This is a genomic window from Candidatus Acidiferrales bacterium (assembly GCA_035934015.1).
Lineage (GTDB): Bacteria > Acidobacteriota > Terriglobia > Acidiferrales > UBA7541 > DAHUXN01.
In genome coordinates this window covers 221,903-244,807 of sequence record DASYYH010000011.1, presented here as the reverse complement: position 1 = coordinate 244,807, position 22,905 = coordinate 221,903, and the positions used below count along the sequence as shown (strand labels likewise).

Sequence of the window (22,905 nt, the reverse complement as noted above, 5' to 3'; positions counted from 1 at the left end):
TAGCTGCCCGATTTGCCATCTTGGACATCAGCCTTACCAGCGGTCAACAACTTCGCAATCCGCGCCGGTGCTTTTGGTTTCTGGATCAAAGCCAGTCTCGGATGAACCAAGCTTAATTTCGGGCCTTTTTTCTCGCCACATTTCGACCCGCGCTCCACCTTCCTGTCTCTAGTCTCCGTTTCTCTAATGTGACTGAGCGCATTGCGCTCGGCTACCCGCACATTTCTGCGGAGGAATTGCGATGCAATATCACGTATCTCGTTTGTTGGCACTGCTATTTGCTTTCCTGGGGGCGTCGGCACTGGCGCTGGGGCAATCGACGGAATCGCCGGTGAAGATTTCTCTCGATCAGGCAATTCAATTCGCTCTGGCGCACAACCATGCGCTGCAGGCGGCTCGGTCGACGATCGTCCAAAGCCAGGATGAGGAAATCACGGCGAATCTTCGGCCCAATCCTGTGCTGGGCGCGGACGTTGTCGGCCTTCCCATCAGACCCAGTGAATTCACGGCCAATAACATCGACCAGACGGAATTTGACGCCGGTGTTAGCTACCTTTTCGAACGAGGGAAGAAGCGCCAGAATCGTCTGAAGGCGGCACAGGATATCACCGCGCAAACCAAATCCATGGTTTCCGATAACGAAAGAAATTTGACTTTCAACGTCGCCTCGCAATTTACCGATGCCTTGCTCGCGGAGTCAGCGCTGAGCTTTGCCCAGCAGGATCTGGACAGTTTCCAAAAGACCGTGACCATCAGTGAAGCGCAGTTTAAGGCCGGAGCGATGAGCGAAGGAGACTTGCTCAAAATCAAGCTCCAACTTTTGCAGTTTCAAACGGATGTGACGACCGCGGAACTCGGCAAGCAACAGGCGCTCGCGGCGCTGCGCCAGCTTGTCGGCTTCGAATCCGTTCCCATGGACTACGACGTGGCGGGCCAGCTGAACTATCAAAAGGTGTCGGAAAATCTCGAAGGCCTTCAGGCGCTGGCGGTCAAAGATCGGCCGGACCTGCGCGCCGCCGAGCAGGGAATTACAGCCGCAAAGAGCCAATACCTGCTTGCAAAGGCCAACGGCAAACAGGACATCACCGGAACGCTCAACTACACGCACATCACGGGCTACGATTCGGTCTCCGCCATTTTCAGCATGCCTTTGCCTATTTTCGACCGCAATCAGGGCGAAATCGCGCGAACCAATGCGGCCATCCTACAGGCACAAGAAACCGCAGCGGAGGCTTCCGAACAGGTGATGACCGATGTGCGAACCGCTTACGAAACGGTGAAGACGAACGAAGAAACGCTTCAGATTTATCAATCGGGATACCTGGACCAGGCCAAGCAGTCGGTGACCATCAGTCAGTATGCGTACCAGCGCGGCGCGGCGAGCCTGCTTGATTTTCTCGACGCAGAGCGCAGCTATCGCGACACGGAGCTGGCCTATCGCCAGCAACTCGCCTCCTACATGCTTGCCCTCGAGCAATTACGGGAGGCAATCGGCACGAGGAACCTCCCATGAGGACGAAAAAGATGCGTTTACTCAATCCTTTGATCCTTGTCGTTAGTTTGGTGGCGCTGGCCTTCGGCGGATGCAGCTCGGGCAGCCACGAGTCGGCGGAGAAAATGACGTCGTTTACTGGTGCAAATGCTGGCGCGGAAGCGGCGCTGTTTTCCGTCCCGCAGGACCAGATGTCCCATGTGGAGATCGTCACCGTGACGGCTGCGCCGCTCACGCGCACACTGCGCCTCCCCGGGCAGGTTTCGTATAACGGCTTCCTCACGACTCCAGTGATCACCGCTGTCGGCGGGCCGGTCAGCCGCGTGCTCGTATTTCCGGGCCAGCACGTGAGCGCGGGAGAGCCGTTGCTGGAAATTGCCAGTCCAGATTATTCGCAATTGCGTGCCGCATTCCTGAAAGCCAGCGATACGTTCAATGTCGCCGACAAGAACTACAAGCGTGCCCAGGATCTTTACGCGCACCAAGCCATTGCCGAACAAGATCTGCTCCAGGCGGAATCGAACCGCACGCAAGCGCAAGCCGACATGAACGCGTCGGCACAAGCGCTGAGGATTCTCGGCATCACGAACCTCGATTCTCTTGCCACAGCCACAGCCACGGCCGAAATTCCTTTGCGTGCGCCGGTTTCCGGAGAAGTTGTCGAGCGCGACTGTTCTGTGGGGCAATTGCTCCAGGCGGGAACTACGCAGTGTTTCGTCCTCTCGGATATGAACAATGTGTGGGTGCTCGTGAATGTGTATCAAAATCAGCTGGCGTTTGTCCGGCAGGGAGACGAAGTCGCGGTTCAGACAGACGCATATCCCGATGTCTTCCATGGCAGAATTTCCTACATCTCACCTGGTCTCGATCCCAATACGCGGACGTCACAAGCGCGCATCGTCACCGAAAATCCGGGCGAAAAGCTGAAGAACCAAATGTATGTGACCGCGGCAGTGACGGCCGGGTTCGTGCCGAAGGCGATCACCGTGCCCGTCGCCGCAGTTCTGCGCAATTCCGAAAATCAGCCGTTCGTCTACGTGCAGGTAGGCGCAACGCAATTCGGCCGCCGCAACGTCACGATCGGTGAAACACAGGATGGCAAAGTAGAAATTCTGAGCGGATTGTCGGCAGGCGAAAAGGTGGTGGCGGATGGCAGCCTCTTCCTGCAATTCCAGAATTCGTTGCAAGGGTGACGCCCGATGATCCATCGCATAGTCCAATTCGCCCTTCGCCAGCGGTTCCTGGTTCTTCTGCTCGTTGTCGCGCTGGCCATTGCCGGCTCGATTTCTTTCCAGCGCATGCCTGTCGATGCTTATCCCGACCTTTCTCCGCCCATGGTCGAGCTGATCACGCAATGGCCGGGCCACGCGGCGGAAGAAGTCGAACGCCTGATCACGATTCCCATCGAAGTGGAGATGAATGGTGTGCCGCGCATGCGCGTGATGCGCTCGATCTCGCTGTATGGTCTTTCCGACGTCATCATGACGTTTGATGAAGGCACAGACGATTATTTTGCACGCGAAGTTGTGTTTGAAAGAATCTCCGACGTCAGCTTGCCAGCAGGCGTCAGCCCTTCCATGGCACCGCTTTCCAGCCCGAGCGATCTTGTGTATCGGTATGTCATCGAAAGCCCCGATCGAACGCCGCAAGAGCTGAAAACCTATGAAGACTGGGTGATTGAGCGCGCTTATAAATCCGTGCCCGGTGTAGCCGACGATTCCGGATTCGGCGGCACGGTCATGCAATACCAGGTGCTGCTCGATCCCGTGAAGCTTTACGGCTATCACCTCAGCGTTCCGCAGGTGCTCCAGCAACTCGCCAACAACAACGGCAACGCCGGCGGCGGATTTTATTCTCAAGGCGGGCAGTTTTACTACGTTCGCGGACTCGGCTTGATGCGTGACACGAAGGACATCGCCGACACAATCGTGGGCAGCCAGAACGGTGTGCCGGTGCGCATCGCAGACATCGGCCAGGTGGTCATCGGCCACGCGCCCCGGCTCGGCGAATTTGGGTTCATGAACAATGACGACGCCGTCGAAGGCGTGATTTTGATGCGCACGCACGAGCAGACGCAGAACGTGCTCAAAGGGGTCGAGGCGGAAACGAACGATCTCAATCAGCACGTCCTGCCGCCGGACGTCAAGATTCATCCGTTCTACGATCGCAGCGATTTGGTGAAATTGACGATCGATACGGTTGAAAACAATTTGTTGCGCGGCATGCTGCTCGTTTTTGTCGTGCTGCTTTTCTTTCTGGTAAGCGTTCGCGCGGCCGTCATTGTGGCGCTGACGATTCCTTTAGCCCTGCTTTTTTCCTTCATCTGCTTGCATGCCAAAGGCGTCGACGCGAACCTGCTTTCCATCGGCGCTATCGACTTTGGGATCATCATCGACGGCACGCTCGTGATGGTGGAGAACATCTATCGCGAGCTGGGCCTGCGCACCGGACAGAGCTACAAACTGAATGATGTGATCCTGGCAGCCTCCGCGGATGTCGACCGGCCGGTGTTCTATTCGATTGCTGTCATTATCGCCGGTTACATTCCGATTTACGCTCTGAGCGGAGCTTCCGGAAAATTGTTCCATCCTATGGCAGATACGATGTCCTTCGCCCTCCTCGGCGCTTTGCTTCTGACGCTGACGCTTGTTCCCGTTCTTTGCTCTTACTGGCTCAAAAATGTACGCGAACACGTGAATCGCCCATTTGAGGCGATGAAGACATTTTACGCGAGCCGGTTGGACTGGTGTTTGGATCATCCTGCTCCAACATTAATCACCGCTATTCTGATTTTTGGCGCCACGCTGTTTCTGGCGCCCTATATCGGCGGCGAATTCATGCCGCACCTGGACGAAGGTGCACTGTGGATTCGCGCAACAATGCCGTACACGATTTCGTTCGAGGAGGCCAGCAAGTTCTCGCCGCAAGTCCGGCATATTCTCATGCAATACCCGATGGTCACGCAGGTCGGTTCGGAGCTGGCGCGTCCAGATGACGGAACGGACCCGACCGGTTTTTTCAACGATGAGTTTTATGTCGGGCTGAAGCCGTATGGCGACAAGGCGTGGAAGCAGACATCCATTCGGAACAAAGAAGAGCTCACCGAGGACTTGCTGAACAAGCTCCATGCTTTTCCCGGTGTGATTTTCAATTTCACTCAGCCGGCGGAAGACGCTGTCGATGAAGCCTTGACCGGACTGAAGAGCTCTCTGGCCGTGAAAGTTTACGGGCCGGACCTCGATGTTCTCCAAGACAAAGCCATTCAGATCAAACGCACTCTCGAACACGTTACTGGTTTCACGGAACTCACCGTTGTGCGCGAATTGGGACAGCCGAGCCTTCTGATCGACGTGGACCGCAACCGCATCGCGCGATATGGAATCAACGTCGCGGATGTGGAGACGGTGATTCAAGCGGCGATTGGCGGGCAGGCCGCTACGCAAGTGATTCAGGGTGAAAAATTGTTCGACCTCGTCGTACGCATGGAGCCGCAGTTCCGTTCGAGCCCGAGCGAAATCGGCAACTTGCTCGTCGGAACTCCCTCGGGGCAACTCATTCCCTTGAGCCAGCTGGCAGATATCACAGTGGGCAGCGGCGCTTCATTTATTTATCGCGAGAATAATTCACGGTATATCGGCGTGCAGTACAGCATCGAAGGCCGCGATTTGGAGAGCGCGGTCCACGACGGGCAAGCTGCGGTGAACAAGGCTGTTTCGCTCCCCCCGGGTTATCGGCTGGCCTGGGGCGGCGAATACAGTGAATTTGTGGCAGCAAAAAAGCAGATGGATATCATCGGCCCGCTTGCGATTCTGCTGATTTTCTTTATCCTCTTCGCGCTTTATGGCAATTTTCGATTCCCCATCGGCATCGCTGCAGGTGTATTGATTACGGAGCCGGTCGGCGCGCTCATCGCCCTCAAACTTACCGGTACGCCATTCAGCGTTTCCTCCGTTCTCGGTTTGCTGGCGCTGATGGGCGTCTCGGTTGAGACCGCGGTTATTCTGTATTCATTCATCAACAAGCTGCGCTTGGCCGGTCACGATATTCGTACGGCGACGCGCGAGGCCGCCCTTTTGCGTTTGCGGCCCATTATGATGACGGCGCTCGTGGCGTGCCTGGGATTGCTGCCCGCTGCGCTTTCGCACGGCATTGGATCTGACACCCAGCGTCCGTTTGCGATTGTGATCGTTGCGGGACTTCTTTCTCGTTTGTGCCTTGCAGTCTTTATCGATCCTGTGATCTACCGTGCCGTTGCGCGTGACGGCGACGTGCTGCAAGTCTGATTGTGTAGCGACGGACGCAGATAAGATCGAAGAGTCAAGCAGAGCGACTTGAACAGCCGGCAGGACCTCTTGCCAGCCGCTTTGCTATGCGCGGCGGTTGACGGCCCCGCACTCAAGTTCAAGCAGCGCCAAGAAGCTCGGCGGGAACTTTCGCGCTATTCCCCCGGGTGGTATGTGCGTTCTGTATGCCCCTTGAGTTGCGAGCGATAGAAATAAACTTCCCTCAGATTGCCCGTTGCATAGCGTTCGGCTTCGTCGTCAAAGTGCGGCGACGCGGGATTGCCGCTCTCGCCGCCCGCCGTGACGGCTCTGGCGCGCACAGTCTTGCCAAATTCGACCGCGGCAACGAAGCTGTTTCCGCTCGTGCCATACCATTTCTTCGTATTCGAATATGGGCGCGCGCCAAATGAGGCGAGCGAACCCCACAGCGATGAGGTAAACATGACCGGAATGCTCGGCTTCGAGTCGCTGAAGTGCGACTTGATATCATCATCGAGGCGCTGAAAGCGGTTGATATTTCCCCACGGAGTCTTCCACGTCCCAAAGTCGGAGGTCAGCCGGTCTGATGCTGCGGCGAGGGATTGCAGTAACTGCCCGGGCGTCGCTTTGCTCGCGACATAGTCATACGGAGTCATCCCCGCCTCCCGCGCGTCGCGGCCGAAGTGGCGCATGAGGTCCGTGCCCCAAAAAACGGCGAGCGAAGTGGGGATCGAATCCACACCCCAGCGAAAATCCCACGTACGCAACATCGCGATCTGATCCGCCAGCTTCGCTTTCAACGGATCGGAACTCGAATCCTGATCCCACGCATTGAGCAGTCCGGGCACCGTCCTTCCGAACCACGGCAGATAGCTATCGAATGCCACGGAAGAAAGCAAAGTGTCGAGGGTAAAGTCATGCTTGTCATTGAGAACTCGAATGGCGTGCAGTCCGCGCGCGGATTCGCCGCCTTTTTCCACGTAGGCAGGGAAGTCCGATTTTTTCAGCGTGCCCGGCCCGGCAGCATTCCATGGCGCGTCGTTCGAGTTGTAGACGTAGCCGCTTTTCGGATTCAGTAAGTGCGGCGTCTCATCGAGCGTCAGAAGGGCGTGCCAGGCGGTCGCTGGATTGCTGCCGTCAACGGGTTTCGTATAGTCGAAGCGGTTATCGCGGCGTGGGATGAAGTTGGCCTGGTAATAAGCGATGTCTCCATCGGCGTCGGCAAAGATCGTGTTGTTTGAAGAATCCGCGCGCAATTCCATGGTCTGCAGGAAAGATTGGAAATTTGTGGCTTTCGTGCGAGTGTATGACTGAATCAGCGCCGTGATCGGCTCTTGCATCAGGCTGATGGCGACCCATTTTCCGTCCTGCTCGCCAATCACCGGCCCATGTAATGTGTAATACACCGTGAATTTTTTCTCTGCCATCCCGTGGTCTGTCATATAGGGGACGCTGATTTCCTTGGTTATCACCGGCCGCTCTTCTTTGCCATATTTGTAATAGTAACGATCGCCTTTTTTCTCTGTCGTCTCGAGAAATTCATCCACGGCATCCACGCCGCTCGACGTGTGCATCCAGCCGCAGTGCGGATTGAATCCTTGGTAGATAAAAAACTGGCCCCAGGTGACGGCGCCATATGCGTCCAGGCCCTGATCGCTCACCATCTGCAGCTCGGAACGAAAATAAAATGTCGTATGCGGATTGATGAGCAGCAGGGCGTGATGATCGATGGTGTTCGCCGGGGCGATGGCGACACCGTTTGAGCCCGAAGGCTCGGCCGTTTCGCCGTTATCTTCGCCTGTGACCGACGTCTGCGGCATGGGCCGATGCCCGTAAAAAGCTGCGAGCTGACTGAGGTTCACGCGCTCGATGTCGCCGCCGATGCTGCCTTCGGTAAAACTCAGCGCCATCCACGGTTCGAAATGCTTGATGACGCGCGGCTTCACTTCGGGATGTTTGTACAGATAATAATTCAGCCCATCTGCAAACGCATTCATCAGTGTTTTCAGCCACGCGGGGCTTTCGGCGTACTCTTTTTTCAGTGCAGTGGGATCGATGAAGAGTTTCATCCGCAGGTCGAAGTAAATCTGTGACTCACCTTCGGTTTCCGCCATGCGGCCCATCGCGTTGATGTAATTGGTTTCCACGCGATTGAAATCATCTTCGGCTTGCGCGTACTCCATACCGAAAACGGCATCCGCATCGGTTTTTCCGTAGACGTGCGCGATGCCCCAGTTGTCGCGGATGATCGTGACGTTCCTAGCCTCCCGTTTCCACCGCGCAATCTCTGTCTTGGTGGCTCCTTGAGCCACGGAGGAGATGCACGCTATTGCCAGAATCAGAACGAACTTCTTCATGTGAGTCACCTTGGTTCGAGGCTGCCGCCGTCCTCGCAAACGGCAATCGCCTGCGGAAATAGGATTGCGAATTCCAACTGCGAAGCGAAACGTTACCCCGTGAGAGATGAATTTTCAAGGAGAGGTTTATTTCGCAAATCCTTCTCTCGTAAAGACTTTCGGCAAAAACCAATTTCAACGGACTGACAATGTTTTTCTTTTGGCAAAGGGGCACACGAGAAGGGCTTCCCTCGCGGAAGTCCGCCGCGTTGCCAATGGAAAATCGCCAGGGTGCCGGACGGGCTTCTCCATATATGCGTGCGAGAATTCCCGCATCCGATGAAATCTGCAAGCGAATCAGTGCAGAAATCGCAGGCCGCGATGGATCAAAGCATCGCGGTTACAATGACGTCCGCGCTTCGATGCTATTATTTGGCCGCGGCGATGGCCGCGTCGAGTTTTTGCTCGCCAGCCTTCGCTTCCTGATCGAGTTGGTCGAAGACCGCATACTGCGCGGCAGTCGGCCGCGTGTAGCTGAGGTCAATATCCGCGGCGAGATAGGCTAGATGGCTGCGAAGCATCGTTTCATGAAGCAGGCTGCCTTCGCTGGACTTGATCTGCAATTGCACCAGATCGCCTATCTCACGATCGAGATCCGCCGCTGCACTGGCGCGGCCGCTGGCGACAAGTTTATCGCGCACGGCGATGGCTTTATTGATCTTCTGATTGAGGGTGTCAAGCGCCACATGAATTTTCATTTGGAGCGCCAGGCGAGCGGCCAGGTCATCCGGGCTGGCCTTGAGCCGTGGATCGAGAGCCACGGTAAGATTCGCTTTGCTTTGCTTCCCACCATAATCCACGGCGACCGTATACGTTCCCGGAACGACGAGCGGGCCATTGACTGTATCGTCCAAGCCGCCCGCTGCGACGGGTGGCTCGAAACCCTTTACCTCCGTCGCCTCGGCATAGCGCAAATCCCACTGGAAACGATTCATTCCCGGCTCGATTGATGTGAGTCGTACTTCCTCTTCGTGCTTCTGCTGGACTGGGGTCATTGCTCTCATTTCTTCCGCAGTTGGCTGCTTTCCTCGCTTCAGATGGAGATCGAAGCTGCGAACCAGTTGTCCCTGTGCATCGCTAAATTCGATCTTCACAGGCGTTTTGCCGTCGTAGTCCGCCGGAATATTGAAAAAAATCGTGGCGCCGAACGGAGGGTTTTGGCCAGCATCATTCGGTGTGAAATCAGGGTTTCCGCCGCCATAGGCGTGAGTCAGCCAGGTTTCCTGCGGCGCAAAAACGTGCGCGTCATGGGAATCCACTGATGGGTGCTTCGTCAACTGTTCGAGAAACGATAAATTGTCGAGCACCCAGAACGAGCGGCCATGCGTGGCTATCACCGCCTGGTTCTGCTGCGCGTTGAAGGCGATGTCGCGGACTTGCACGATCGGCAAATTGAGGGCAAGCGGCTGCCAGTGAGCGCCGGCGTCGAAGCTGACGTCGATGGTTTTCTTTGTGCCGAGCAGCAGGAGGTCGGGATCGTTGGGGTCTTGGCGAAGATCGAAAACGTAAGTATCGCCGGCAAGTCCGTCCGTGATGGACTTCCAGTGCTTCCCGTAATCCTCCGTCTTGAAGACGTACGGCTTGAAGTCATCCCACATATAGCGCCGCGCTGCCAGATAGGCGGTTCCTGCATCTGCATAGGAAGGTTGAATCGAATTAATCCACGAATGCGCGGGCAGGTCTGAAGGATTCACTTCTTGCCAATTTTGCCCGCCGTCGGTGGTGATATGAACTAGGCCGTCATCCGATCCTGCCCAGATTACGTTGTCATCGCGCGGCGAAACGGCCAGCGCCGAAATTCCCGGGTAAACTTCCGCACTCGAGTGGTCGAGGTCAATGGGGCCGCCGCTGGGCGCCTCGGTAATCGCTTCGTTGCGCGTGAGGTCCGGACTGATTTCGTGCCAGGTCTGGCCGAGGTCATCGCTTTTCAGGACGCACTGCGCGCCAATCAACAGCTCCTTAGGATTCGAAGGTGAAAAGAGGATCGGATGCGTCCAGCCGAAGCGGTATTTCAGTTCGTTGGAGGCAGCGCCTTCCTGATAATTCGGCCATGGGCTGACGCTTTGATACTGGCCAGTCTCAAGATTGTATCGGAGGAAGATGCTGTAGTAACCGCTGCCGTAAGTAATGTTAGGATCGCCGGGCTGCGGTACGGAATACGTGCTTTCGCCGTAGGCCACGCGCTGCCACGTTCCCAGCGGAATCGAACCGTCTGCGTCCGCGCTCGGGCCTGCGAACGAGCCTTCATCCTGTTGCGCGCCGTAAATGTGATAAGGGAACTGATCATCGAGATTTACGTGATAGAACTGGCCCGTGGGCTGGTTGTGCTCCGTGCTCCATGTTTTGCCGCCATCCGTCGAAACGGTCGCTCCTCCGTCATTTCCTTCCAAAAGAATGTTTGTGTTTTGTGGGTTGATCCAGACAACGTGGTTATCACCATGTGGGGTTCGGAGTTTCTGGAATGTTTTTCCACCGTCTCTTGAAACCCACAGAGCGTCTACCTCCGGCACGTACACCGTGTTGACGTTCTTCGGGTCACAGAAAATGCTCATGTAGTAGAACGCCCGCTGGCGCAATTTCATTTCGTTATTCACGCGCTTCCAGCTTTTGCCGCCGTCTTCGGAGCGAAAAACGCCGCCCTCTTTTGCTTGCATAATCGCGTAAACGACGCTGGGATTCGCGGCCGCCACGCTTACTCCAATGCGCCCGAGCACTCCCTGTGGTAAACCTTCGCTGCGGGTAATGTTTGTCCAATGCGCGCCGCCGTCCGTCGTCTTATAGAGACCGCTTCCTGGTCCGCCACTTGAAAGCGAATAAGGGGTACGCTGCGCCTGCCACATCGCGGCGTAGAGCACATTCGGATCGTTTGGTTCCATAACGAGGTTGATCGCGCCCGTTTTGTCGTCCACGAACAAAATTTTGTTCCACGTCTTCCCGCCATCCGTAGACTTGAACACTCCGCGGTTTGGATCCGCGACGAAAACATGGCCCATCGATGACGCATAGACAATATCGGGATTCTTCGGATCTATGACGATGTTGCTGATGGTGTGCGTGTCGCGAAGTCCCATGTAGCTCCACGTTTTGCCGGCATCCGCGGACTTGAAAATTCCGTCGCCGGGAATCATGGTGTTGCGAATATCGCTTTCCCCCATTCCTGCGTAAAGAACATTGGGGTTGGAGGGAGCCACAGCAATCGCGCCAACGCTCGGGCTCGAGCTCGGCAGCGTGCCGTCAGAGATGTTTTTCCATGTCAGGCCATAATCCGTGCTTTTCCAAATTCCGCCGCCCACGGTGCCCATGTAGAAAAGGTCCGCGTTTCCCGGAACGCCGGTCACAGTCACAACGCGGCCGCCAATGTACGGCCCAACGCTTCTCCAGTGAAGCTTGCTCGCAAGTTTTTCCGTGGAAACAGGACTCGCAACTGCGACTGCGCACAAACTCAGCAGAATTGCGATCACGCCAATGCAGGCAAACGTATAAGAAGACTTCTTGCTAGTCCCATCCTCGTGCGAAAAAGTGACGGCAATTTTCATGATAACCCCTCCGGGTCTGAAATTTATTCGCCTCGCCTCGCTGGGTCAAGTCAAAATCCTTGTGGCGGATTGGACGGAGCGGGCGACGCTCTATCAAAACGAATTCAGCTTTTCAGAGGGATTCAAAAGGGAATCGCAAAAGCGGGATTCTAGTTCTCCAGATAGCCTGCAACGCAGAGCGCAGGTCAATCGCCATTTTTCTTGGTTACTTCCTTGGGTTTGGAAATCTTCTGCGTCGCACCAGTCCAGAAAAGATGAAAATCGCTGAAGCGATGGAAATGGTGCAAGTAGTGGCCGCGATAAGCGAGATACACATCCACACTCTCCGGCAGCCACAGCGTCACTTTGTGAGCCGTGAAGGTCACAGGCTTGTAGTCAATGACAAAATGATGCGTATTGAGCCGAATCTCGGAAATCGGATGGACCAAGTCCGTTTCCATGTGCATCACCTGCCCGCCGCCTTCGGAGACCCAGGCCAGCCCCTTGAGTGGCAGCGAATGCGTATTGACTCCCGTATCGAAGACGGCCAGATAGTTTGGCCGGTCTTTACGCTGTTCAAACCGGACAATCCACGCCGCCTTGTCGTTCCATTCCCCGAGGCCTTCGCAGCTCCACGTAAAATTGGGCTGCAAGAAAGGATGGAACACAAGCGCCAAAGCTGCATCGGAATCGATAAACTGGCCGGGCATGCCCTCCGCGTTCACACCTTGGTCGCGCATTTCCTGAACGCTGAATATATCGGGACGAGGTTGGGTGATAAACACAAGGTAATTGAAAGTCCGACTCTGAGGCTTTTCCAGCATTTGATCCCGCTTGAGTTCTACCGATTCGTATTCTTCCTTCGCGGAGAACTCCTGCAGGTCATTCACCATCTGCGTGGCGCTTTTGCCTGCGTCTTTCAGAACTTTTGTCAGCGGGCACGAGGCGCCGGAGATGATAAACGGCTTCTTGGCATCAATGTTCGGCGGCGCCCAGTTCTCCCTGGGAGGCAAATCAATTTCCGTGGAAACCACAAACGAGCCAATCGGCTGGGCGGCAACAGCATCGGCCGGCAGCGGTTTCTTCAATTCCGGAATCCAGGCGCGGATCGTTGTATCATTCGTATCTTTAGGGTATTGCTGCAGGAAAGCCTCCAGCTCCTCGACAGCCTTTTCCCGCTGCCCCAGGCCCGCCAGAGCTTCGCCCAGCACAAGTTGATCGCGGCCCGCTTTGGCTCCTCCTTGCTTGATTGACATCTCGGCCTGCTCGCGCGCATTGGCGAAATCCTTTTGCTTCAAGTAGGAGCCGGCAAGCATGGAATGCACATTCCACTTCGAGGCGTCCAATTGCGCCGCCGGAGCAAGAACTTGAATCGCTCCAGCAAAATCATTTTGCTGAAATCTAAGCGTGCCTAGCGCCACCAACGCCGGTACTTGTCTGGCATCGGCCGAAACGGATTTTTCCAAATACGGTCTGGCCTTCGTCAAATCTCCATTGAGAAAAAAGCACATCCCCATCAAGTAGTTGACATAGGGATTATCGGCAGCCATTCCAAGCGCTTTCCGCAAATGTTTTTCCGCGGAATCAATCTTGCCCGAATCCAAGTCCATCGAACCCTTTTGCGCTTCCTTTTCCGCATCCGGGGCCAGCACAAACTGGCCTGATGGAGGATGAAACGACAGTTCGTCGTTGGGGCTGCGCATGAAGATAATCATATTCGCCGTAACGTCAGCCGTGTCCAGCAGGCGGATGGGCCGGAGTTCCGTATGGTATCCCGCAGCCTGCACCTGAACTTCGTACATCGTTTCGAGCTGTACGCCGATGAAGGTCCACGTGTCATCCCCGGTCTTCTTCATGATCGGCACGGCGGCGGTTTCCGAAGGCGCAATGATGCTTACTTTGGGGGAGGAAGAAAGCGGTTCGCCATCTTCCCTCCGCACATAGACCTGAATCGTGCCGCTGCGGCTATTGTCCAGCGGAAGGGTAGTGCCTGAAAAGTCCGGTAGAGGATTGGCGCTCGTGTCGCTTTGCGCGTTTGCGCTCCGGGAGATGCCTAGAAACAGCATGCTCGCGACGATTGGAATCGTAAAAAGCTTGGTCTTCATCGCATTCTCACCACAGGGCTGTCTACCAAATGCGATCTTTCCTCGCAGACGGCCGAAATACCTCAGATGCGTTGACATTACTCTACATTTCTTTTCAATTCAACCCTTCGCGTTTACGAGGGCCTGCGCCATCGTCTCTTCGCATATCTTCGATCTGCACAGTGACGGGCCACTGAATTGTCGGCAGGGGAAGCCCGAGCACAGTTGTGTCGAGCCGCAGCGTTTGTTAGTTTGGCGTAGATGCCGCCGCCTATGCCCAAACAACTCAGCAGGACCATCGAAACTCTTTACCGGTCGGAATCGGGCCGGGTTCTGGCGACGCTGGTGCGCCTCCTTGGAGATCTGGATCTCACCGAAGAGGCGATGCAGGAGACATCGCTTCGTGTCTGGCGGTATCGCGGCAGCGTCAGGGAAGGCGCGCCGTTGCGCCCATGACTCTACCGTGTGGCCACGAATGCCTGCCTCGAAAGTATGCCTGCGGTGTGGCTCCCAGCATCTTCCGAAACATTTCAATGAAGGCGCTTACACTGTTGTAACCAACTGCGATGGCGACCTCCGTGACAGATTTCTTTTGGGCCAGCATCTCAAGAGCAGCAAACAAGCGCGCCTGCTGTCGCCAACGGCCAAATGACATGCCGGCCTGAGCTGAAAATGCACGCATGAAAGTACGGCGGGCCATTCCGGCAAAATGCGCCCAAGCGTCCAGCGTGCGGTCATCCCCAACATCATCCAGCAGAGCATCTGCAACTCTGGCCAGTTTTTCTTCTCTTGGTATCGTCAAACGCAAGGGCTGCTGGTCAGGCTGTCGAATCTCATCGCGAAGCGCTGTGATTAAGTGCTTCTGCGCGGTGTTGAGCGGTTGGCGGAGGTCCCAACCAACCATGCGATGAACTATGGCGAACAATAGCTCCGATGAGTTGAACGTACAGGGCGTCTCGGGCAGTCCGCGGCAAAGCTGCGGAGACAGATCCACCATCGAGCCGGCTGCGCCTCCGACAGAACGCGCCGCGTGCTTACAATTTGGCGGAGTCCATGAGCAACGCTGGGAGGGAAACATCCATCGCTCGTTGCCTGTTTCCACGATGAGCAACCCCTGGGTCAATGCGACGAGTTGGCCGCGGTGGTGACTGTGCTTCGGCGTCCAGCCCTCGACCGTCCGCCGCTGGAAGGTAAAGGCCAGCACCGGCGTATCGCTGTCGTAGAGACGGCGCAGTTCTTCCATATTCGGGACTGAGAACATGGATTTACGAGGTTGACCCTTTTCCGACATATATCGCCACTTTTCCGTTAGCGGAACAACCGGAACTTCGCTAGAGTACGCGGTAGAACAACGAAAGACAACAAGGGGAAATACCAAGGGGTGTAATGCACACTTGAAAGGCGGACGAAGATGATCCCGAAGTTTTTGGAGAAGCAAAAGCAAATGGCGCGAAATCTTGCGAAATCATGAAGGCAAGTGAGCAGCGACGGCGGAAGAAGACTGCACGCTGAAAGACGGCCTGGCAGATAAAGGCCTATTCTCAGGAGGAAAACAATGCGGAAAAAGAAGGTTGGTGCAATCGCAATCAAAAGCTTCGCACTGCTTGTTGTGCTCGGTACGGCACACCAGGCGATGGCACAGGCTGCCACGACAGCGTATCTGAAAATGGCCCCGATCGGGCAGTACCTTATGAACCGAACTGCCGAGATCGCTCTGGCACGTAGCGCAGCACCGCAGTCTATTTCAGGCAATGCAGAGGTCCTGGTTCTTGGACGTCATGGTTTCGAAACAGTGGTCAAAGGCAAAAGCGGTTTCGTGTGCATCGTGGAACGTTCGTGGACTGACGCACCCGAACCTGACTTTTGGAATCCGAAAGTGCGGACCCCGATATGTTTTAATGCGGCAGCTGCGCGCTCCTACCTTCTGCGCGTGATCAAAACCACCGACTTGGTCCTGGCGGGACGCACGAAAGCTCAGGTGGACGAGGACATCGTCGCCGCCGTCGATAAGAAAGAACTGCCGGCGATGGAACCCGGAGCGATGTGCTACATGATGTCGAAGCAAGGATACGGCGGCGACAGCATCAAACACTGGCCTCCCCACCTCATGTTTTACTTTTCGCAGACCGACCCCGCAACCTGGGGAGCGAATCTGCCGGGTTCTCCCATCGTAGCTTCTAGCGATGCCCGGGAGCACCTGACTGAGTTCGTGGTTGCCGTGCAACGGTGGTCAGACGGAACGGAATATCACTAAATGTTCGACGAATGTGGGTTCGGTCGAAGTAGGAACGGAACAGTAGAAAGCCAAAAGGGAGTAGAACCATGAAATACGTCCGTTTGGGATGCTGCGACAAAGGCAAATTGGAAGAACGGCAAAGTCGCAACCATGGACGGTCCCTACGCCGAAACCAAGGAACAACTCGGCGGCATTCTCGTTTTTGAGGCGAGGGGACATGAATGATGCAATACAAGTCATGGCGCAGCATCCGGCCCTGAAGTACGGCAACACTTTCGAGATTCGGCCAGCGGCGGACACGAGCGAAATGATGAAGGCAAGTGAGCAACGACGGCGACAGAAGACTGCACGCTGAAGGACGGCCCGACAGAAAAGGGATCGGTTTCGTGGCCTTGTTAGCTTGGCAGCGATCATGCATGCCAGCTGAGTCGGGTTCGCTGGCGGCTCTGCTTTCTCATCAGCACTGGCAGATAGAGAAGAGGAGATCAGAACAATCAATGAGAAAGCTAATCTACGCAATCCACACGACTCTGGATGGCTGCGTCGACCACACCAAACAATTTGTCGATGAAGAAGCGTTCGAATATTCTGCGCACCTCATTCGAGATGTTGATCTGCTCGCCTTTGGGCGTAAAACGTATCAATTGATGGTTCCCTATTGGCCGGATGTAGCAAAAGACCCGTCTGCGACAAAGTCAGACGCAGAATTTGCTCGGACATTTGACTCCATCAACAAAATCGTTTTTTCACGATCATTAGCCAGTGCTGAAGACAGAAATACGCGAATTGTTCGCGGGAACCTTCGCGATGAAACATTGAAATTGAAACAGGCACGAGGCAAGAATATTTTGGTCGGCGGCGTAGATATTCCTTCACAACTTATCGAGCTTGGTCTGGTTGACGAATATCATTTTGTCGTTGGGCCAATCCTCGCAGGAGAAGGGAGACGGCTGTTTGAGGGTGTTAGCCTGCGGGAGAGATTGCAGCTAAAACTTGTTGAATCGAAGATTTTCAAATCGGGATGCGTCGCGCTTCATTACCTGAAACAGTGAAAAAAGATCGGTTTTGTGGTCTCGCTAGCTTGGCGGCAATCATGCACATCAGTTGAGTCGCGTTCGCTGACCGCGCTGCTTTGGACAAATCGCACTTCGTACTGGAGAAAGTTGCAGTACAGAGGTAACGACGAAAGCCGGCGCATTTATTCAAAGCGGATCAGCTTGGGGGAAGAAAAGTGGTTGCGGGGGTTGGATTTGAACCGCTTGACGACCTCCCGCCCCAGCCGCGTAGCGGCGCCAAAGAAAAGTCAGCCCGGTGCGGGCTCATTCGAAGCGGATCAACTTGGGGGAAGAGAAGTGGTTGCGGGGGTTGGATTTGAACCAACGACCTCCGGGTTATGAGCCCGACGAGCTACCAGGCTGCTCCACCCCGCGAACTCATCATATCGGAAATCATCGAGGGCGGTCAAACAATTCAGCGGAGAGCAAGAATCGGCGGAAAAGGGCTGGCTAAAAAAAAGACGAAACTCACCATGAACTGTAAGGCGTATTTTCGAACGATGACACTTGGTCCGACGACGAATGCACGTCTGTAATTCCGCCGTTCCCCGTTTGATCCGGGCTCATCAACATGTCCGACGTCACAGGAACCCAATCCTTCGCCCCTGTGATCGGGTCGGTTGGGATTTGCCGCAAATATCCCGCGCTCACCAGGTCATCGAGCGATTGTGGAGCCTGTTGTTTGTCGAGCGTATATTGTTCGATTGCGCTGCGCAGCACGGAAAGATCGTGATGCAACGCCGCTTCTTTTGCTCGCGTAATGGACCGGTCATAGCGTGTCGCGGCCATCCCCATAAGAATGAGGATAATCGTGATGACGATCATCAACTCGATCAGCGTAAAGCCCGCGGCCGTGCTTTTGGCCTGATTGTGCCGCCTGAATAGCTCGCGAATCACAAAAATCTCTCCTACCAGTCCGAATACTTCGTGCCGTCCAGCGCCGTGTCTTGCGATTTCGAAAATACATCAAAGACGTCCTGTTCGCCCCAGCTATCCGAATCCGGATCGTCCTGCACGGAGCGCAACCCCCAATCCGTGTTGCCAGTCATCGGATCGGCCGGAATTTTGCGCAAAAATCGCACGTGCCGGTCCGGCGCGCCGGCCAACTGCACGCCATCCACCAGCGTTTGGAGGTCTGGCGGGTAACCCTCCGTGTCCGCTTGCACCTGAATCAGGTTGTGGTCCGCGGCGTCCTTGTAGCGGTCAATGGCATCGCGCATTTCGCGCAGGTCTTGGCGCAATTCCGCCTCTCTTTGCCGCTTGATTTGCACGCGTGCCATCGGGATCGCCATACCAGCCAGAATGATCAGAATGCTGCACGCAACCAGCAGTTCGAGCAGTGTCATGCCAGCAGAGGAACCAGCTAGTCGAATTTTCGATCGTATCTGCTGCATGGCGTTGTTCGCGCTACTGCACTTGAATTGTCGCCATCCCGGTGGTCATCGGAATCGGCTTCTGCTGCGAATCGCGGGCGTTGACTTGCAAGACTTGAAGTTGCGAAGTCCCCGGCGCAATCGCCTTAATCACGATTCCGAGGAGCGTTCCCGTGCCGCTGATTCCCGGCGTGTTCGGTCGGCGCGTCGCCGAAACCACGGCTTGTCCCTGCTGCGCATTCTCCTGCTGAACGATGGCAATTTCCTGCGTGCCTCCGGAGAGAAACCCGCCGTTGCGTATGTCCTCGATTTGGATGACTGCCGGGTTGTACTGGAGCATGATGGGGATGGAATAGAGATCGTGAGCGTTGTTGACCGCAAGGCCAATCGTCATCGTGTCCCCGGTCTTGAGCGAAATCGTGGAAGGTTGGAATTCCAGCGCCGTCCCGGAGCCAGGTGCGGCATTCGCGGTGCCCGTCTGGCCGCCGGAAGCAGGTGGGGCTGTGCTCGATCCCGGATTCTGCGCTTCGGATGCCACGGCCATTGGCAAGCCGTCCTCGTCCTGTGTATAGACACGCACATTCGTATCTGTGCCTGCAGCAATAGAGCGCAGATCATCTGCCGTGATACCCGGCATGCGCACCACATGCGGAGTCAGCGCGATCAAAACATCGTCATCTTGCGTTTGAATATCCTGGCTCGCGAAGAAATAGCGCAGGAACGGAATGTTCGCCAAGCCTGGCCAGCCGTTCAGCGACTTAGTTTGCGATCGTGTAATCAGGCCGCCGAGAATGCTCGTCTGGCCATCGCTTAGCCGGATGTCATGTTCGATCGATCTCTTGCTGATGATCGGCTGCTGAATCCCTCCAATATTTGTCTCGCCGGTGACCGAGGAAACCTCGATTGAGAGCTTCATGCTCACGTCGCCATTCGGATGCACGCGCGGCGTCACGGACATGATCACGCCTACATCTTGATACTGGAATTGCGTGTTCACCAGCGGGCTGATCCCCGTGCTGCCGCTCACTCCGAGTCCCGCCTGGAAGCTTCCAGTCGCGATCGGAATCCTGTCGCCAATAGTAAGCTTCGCCGTCGCGCCATCGGTGATGCGCACGGTTGGATCCTGGATGATCCGCGTCGTGTCGTCGGTGAGCAATGCATTCAAAGTCGCGCCCGGCAGGGTCAGGCTGTAATCGGCGGATGACAAATGCGCTAAATTATTGAGCGTAATCTGCGGCGTCGAAGTTGTACCTGTCGAACTCGAGCTGCTGCTTGTGCTCGAACTCGGCTGAACCGAGCTTCGCGGCGTGAACGCCAGGCTCGCGCTCTGTCCCGGCTGAATTCCCAAAGTTCGCTCGTGATCCAGTCGCGCTTCCAACACATCCACTTGCAGGACGACCTCCGCCTTCGGCGTGTCCAGCCCCGCGATGATTTTGCTCGCCAGCATGAGTTTGGCTGGAGTCGCCCGAATTACGATCGCGTTGTCCGAGCTGACCGGTTGGATGCGAGTAATGTCGAGAAGTTGGCGCAAGCCAGTCATGACTTCGGTAAGTTCCTGGGGCGTTGTCGTGTTGCGAAGATAAAAGGTCTGTACCTCTTCGTCCTGCAGCTTATTGCGATTTTGCACATTGTCCGTGGCCACTAAAATGATGTTGCTCGTCACCGGTTGCCAGAACGCGTCGCATTCGAGCGACACAGCATCCAGTGCCTGCTCCAGCGTCACATTCGGCAAATCCACAGTGATGGTTTTGGGTACAAAACTCGGATCGAAAATCACGCTGATTCCCGCAAGCTGCCCGATGGTCCTGAAAATCATTCGTGCATCTGTGTTCGACCATCTGACGTTGAGAGGTTCGCGCGAGAGAGGCTTCAATTCCGGCGGCGCTGACATTAGCCCTTCGTCTTCCGGCGCGGCCGTGCTAATGGGTTTGGGTTGCTCCGCGGCCCGGGCTTTGGCGATGAGCTGAAGCGTTTTCTGCGCGTCCTGGATGGCGACGGCGCTCGAAGGGTCCATGGCCTCGGCCTTCTGAAATTCGGAAAGAGCCAGTTCCAGTTGGCCCTGGTTCAATGCTTTTTCGCCTTGCTCGACGTGAAATTGTCCCGCCTCGAACCGCGCACGAATATCGCTCAGCTTGAATTCGGCGTTCAGAGGGTCCGTCTTGAGTGCCTTATCGAATTCGACGACGGCGGTATCATAATCGCCGGTGACTTCGGCTCGTCTGCCAACTTTGTAGTCTTGATTTCCCTTTGGGCAGCCCGCCAGCCACGTTACGGCAAGCCCAAGAAAAGAAGCAATTACGATGCGGCGCAAATCGCCCCTCCGCTCGGAGTGGAATTTCCTTTTCAGTCTAGCATTCACCTTAGGATGCAACAACGAAAGTGCAAGTTATCGTTACAATTCCGTGACTGCCTGATCGGCCTCGCCATTTCGTCCTCTTTCCCCATTGGCTTGCCCGCGTTTGCCGTCGCGGATATCATACAAATGGTGACACCGGCGACGAAATCTTCGATCAAGAAAAAAGATTTTTCCGCGGCCAAAATTGCAGCGCAGAATCGCGCCGCTTCCTACAACTACGAGCTCCTCGACAAATATGAAGCGGGGCTTGTGCTTGTCGGAACGGAAGTGAAAACTTTGCGCGAGGGCAAGGCTTCACTGCGCGATGCCTACGCCGATGTGAAGGCCGGGGAAATCTGGCTGATGAATTGCCACATCCCCGAATATCGCCCCGGCGGGCCGTGGAATCATGGGCCGCTGCGCCCGCGCAAACTCTTGCTCAATCGGCGCGAAATCGACAAATTGAGCGGGCAGATTCAGCAAAAAGGGCTTACGCTCATTCCGCTGAAAATTTACTTTCGCGACGGCATGGCCAAGTGCGAACTCGCGCTCGCACGCGGCAAAAAATCGTGGGATCGCCGCCAGGCCGAACGCGAAAAGGAAGACAAGCGCGAAGCCAGAGAAGCAATGCACCGCTACAAGCGGCACTGAAAGGGGAACATGCAGATTCAAATCGAAAGCCAGCCATTTTCGTCCGTTACCGCGGACGCAATCGTCACTTATGTTTTCGGGGAGAAAGAAGCACGTGTCGAGGGAGCCGTTGCGGAACTGGATCGCGCGACTGGCGGAAAAATCAAGCCGCTGGCGCAGACCGGAGAAATGACCGGCAAGATGCTGGAAATGACTTTGCTGCATTATCCGCAGGGATTGGGCGCACAAAGGTTGCTGATTGTCGGCGCGGGGAAGCCCGAAAAATTTTCGCACGCCGAACTGCGAAAAATCGCTGGCGCGGCCTTGCGCTATCTTCGTTCGCGCGGCGCAAAGACCATCGCGTTTCTCGCCGGTGAAAAAGACCGGACGCCGGCCGCGGCGGAGGCCATTGTCGAAGGATTGCTCCACGCGGAATACGACTCCGACAAATACCAGACGGACAAAAAGAGCAATCGCGTGATCGAAAAAGTTTTTCTGCTTGGATTTGCAGCAGGAGCGCAGAGCGAAGTAGCAGCGGCAGTCGAGCGCGGGAAAATCATCGGAGAGTCGGAGAATTTTGCGCGCGACCTCATCAACGAGCCATCGAATCGCCTGACGCCACGAATCCTCGCTGACCGCGCCGAAGCGATGGCGAAAGAGGCTGGCCTGGAGATCGAAATTCTCGACGAGAAGCGAATGGCGGAATTAAAAATGGGCGCGCTGCTCGGCGTCGCGCAGGGAAGCGTGGAGCCGCCGCGAATGATCGTCGTGCGTTACCGGCCCGCGCAGAAAAAACCTGGCGCGCCGGTTCTCGCGCTGGTTGGCAAAGCGGTGACGTTTGACACCGGGGGAATTTCCATCAAACCCGCCGCCAATATGGAGGAAATGAAAACGGACATGAGCGGCGGAGCTACCATGCTCGCCGTGCTGCGCGGCCTGGCCCGTCTCAAACCGCCTGTCGAAGTGATGGCTGTGGTCCCCGCTACCGAAAACATGCCCGGTGGCCGCGCGCAAAAACCGGGCGATGTGCAAATTGCGATGTCCGGAAAATCGATCGAAGTGATTAACACCGACGCAGAAGGCCGTCTGATTTTGGCGGACGGGATCGCGTACGCGAAAAAACTCGGCGCCACGCATCTCATTGACGCCGCCACGCTCACCGGAGCCATCGTCGTCGCTCTCGCCAACGTTCACGTCGGTGCATTCGGCACTCCGCGCGAATTTCTCGACCGTGTCCTCGAAAGCGCACGCGCCGCCGGTGAAAAAATGTGGCCGATGCCCATTGACGACGAATACGAGGAGATGATCAAGAGCAAAATCGCGGACATTCGCAATACCGGCAGCGGCAAAGGCGGGGGAGCGATCACCGCCGCTTGGTTCCTCAAGGAGTTCGCGGAGGACACGCCGTGGGTGCATCTCGACATCGCCGGAACCGCCTGGTGCGACGACGCGAAACCCTGGTCCGCGTCCGGTCCCACCGGCATCGCCGTGCGCACGCTGGTCGATTTCGCAATGAAAAAGATGTGA

At 55.9% G+C, this 22,905-nt stretch carries 14 protein-coding genes and 1 tRNA gene; 7 read left to right on the top strand and 8 right to left on the bottom strand.

Annotated elements, in window-relative coordinates; genetic code table 11:
- Positions 1–241: 241 nt before the first annotated feature.
- The 3 genes from VGR81_06105 to VGR81_06095 are packed head-to-tail and all read left to right on the top strand — an operon-like array spanning position 242 to position 5,775.
- On the top strand, positions 242–1,513 hold the full coding sequence (locus tag VGR81_06105) for a TolC family protein (GenBank protein ID HEV2288511.1): 1,272 nt from the start codon (positions 242–244) through the stop codon (positions 1,511–1,513).
- Positions 1,510–2,685, top strand: coding sequence for an efflux RND transporter periplasmic adaptor subunit (locus VGR81_06100; protein ID HEV2288510.1), 1,176 nt, complete (start codon positions 1,510–1,512; stop codon positions 2,683–2,685). The genes VGR81_06105 and VGR81_06100 overlap by 4 nt, the downstream gene beginning before the upstream one ends.
- A gap of 6 nt (positions 2,686–2,691) precedes the next feature.
- Positions 2,692–5,775, top strand: coding sequence for a CusA/CzcA family heavy metal efflux RND transporter (locus tag VGR81_06095; GenBank protein HEV2288509.1), 3,084 nt, complete (start codon positions 2,692–2,694; stop codon positions 5,773–5,775).
- A gap of 155 nt (positions 5,776–5,930) precedes the next feature.
- Here VGR81_06095 and VGR81_06090 read toward each other — a convergent pair whose 3' ends face one another.
- The 4 genes from VGR81_06090 to VGR81_06075 all read right to left on the bottom strand — a co-directional run bounded on the left by VGR81_06090 (position 5,931) and on the right by VGR81_06075 (position 14,992).
- Complete coding sequence (locus tag VGR81_06090) at positions 5,931–8,111, bottom strand: penicillin acylase family protein (GenBank protein ID HEV2288508.1); 2,181 nt, start codon at positions 8,109–8,111, stop codon at positions 5,931–5,933.
- 407 nt (positions 8,112–8,518) lie between these two features.
- Positions 8,519–11,686 carry a YCF48-related protein gene (locus VGR81_06085; GenBank protein ID HEV2288507.1) on the bottom strand — a complete coding sequence of 1,056 codons (3,168 nt, stop codon included), beginning with the start codon at positions 11,684–11,686 and terminating at the stop codon, positions 8,519–8,521.
- A 185-nt stretch (positions 11,687–11,871) separates the two neighbouring features.
- Positions 11,872–13,770: a tetratricopeptide repeat protein gene (locus VGR81_06080; protein ID HEV2288506.1), complete on the bottom strand. Its 1,899-nt coding sequence runs from the start codon at positions 13,768–13,770 to the stop codon at positions 11,872–11,874.
- A gap of 406 nt (positions 13,771–14,176) precedes the next feature.
- Positions 14,177–14,992, bottom strand: coding sequence for a helix-turn-helix transcriptional regulator (locus VGR81_06075; GenBank protein ID HEV2288505.1), 816 nt, complete (start codon positions 14,990–14,992; stop codon positions 14,177–14,179).
- A 312-nt stretch (positions 14,993–15,304) separates the two neighbouring features.
- On the opposite strand from VGR81_06075, the gene VGR81_06070 reads away from it, so the two are divergent.
- Together VGR81_06070 and VGR81_06065 are read left to right on the top strand one after the other, a co-directional pair.
- Complete coding sequence (locus VGR81_06070; GenBank protein HEV2288504.1) at positions 15,305–16,003, top strand: hypothetical protein; 699 nt, start codon at positions 15,305–15,307, stop codon at positions 16,001–16,003.
- Positions 16,004–16,305: 302 nt separating this feature from the next.
- Positions 16,306–17,037 carry a dihydrofolate reductase family protein gene (locus VGR81_06065; protein ID HEV2288503.1) on the top strand — a complete coding sequence of 244 codons (732 nt, stop codon included), beginning with the start codon at positions 16,306–16,308 and terminating at the stop codon, positions 17,035–17,037.
- A 301-nt stretch (positions 17,038–17,338) separates the two neighbouring features.
- On the opposite strand, the gene VGR81_06060 is transcribed toward VGR81_06065, so the two are convergent.
- From VGR81_06060 to VGR81_06045, 4 genes are all read right to left on the bottom strand, one after another.
- Positions 17,339–17,415: transfer RNA gene (locus VGR81_06060), tRNA-Met, on the bottom strand.
- Positions 17,416–17,508: 93 nt separating this feature from the next.
- Positions 17,509–17,937 (bottom strand): prepilin-type N-terminal cleavage/methylation domain-containing protein, encoded by a 429-nt coding sequence (locus VGR81_06055; GenBank protein HEV2288502.1) that lies wholly within the window; start codon positions 17,935–17,937, stop codon positions 17,509–17,511.
- 11 nt (positions 17,938–17,948) lie between these two features.
- On the bottom strand, positions 17,949–18,386 hold the full coding sequence (locus VGR81_06050) for a type II secretion system protein (GenBank protein ID HEV2288501.1): 438 nt from the start codon (positions 18,384–18,386) through the stop codon (positions 17,949–17,951).
- 61 nt (positions 18,387–18,447) lie between these two features.
- Entirely contained in the window at positions 18,448–20,724 is a 2,277-nt protein-coding gene (locus tag VGR81_06045; GenBank protein ID HEV2288500.1) for a cohesin domain-containing protein, read from the bottom strand.
- Positions 20,725–20,895: 171 nt separating this feature from the next.
- On the opposite strand from VGR81_06045, the gene smpB reads away from it, so the two are divergent.
- Positions 20,896–21,399: an SsrA-binding protein SmpB gene (gene smpB / locus VGR81_06040; GenBank protein ID HEV2288499.1), complete on the top strand. Its 504-nt coding sequence runs from the start codon at positions 20,896–20,898 to the stop codon at positions 21,397–21,399.
- Between the two features lie 9 nt (positions 21,400–21,408).
- Positions 21,409–22,905: a leucyl aminopeptidase gene (locus VGR81_06035; GenBank protein ID HEV2288498.1), complete on the top strand. Its 1,497-nt coding sequence runs from the start codon at positions 21,409–21,411 to the stop codon at positions 22,903–22,905.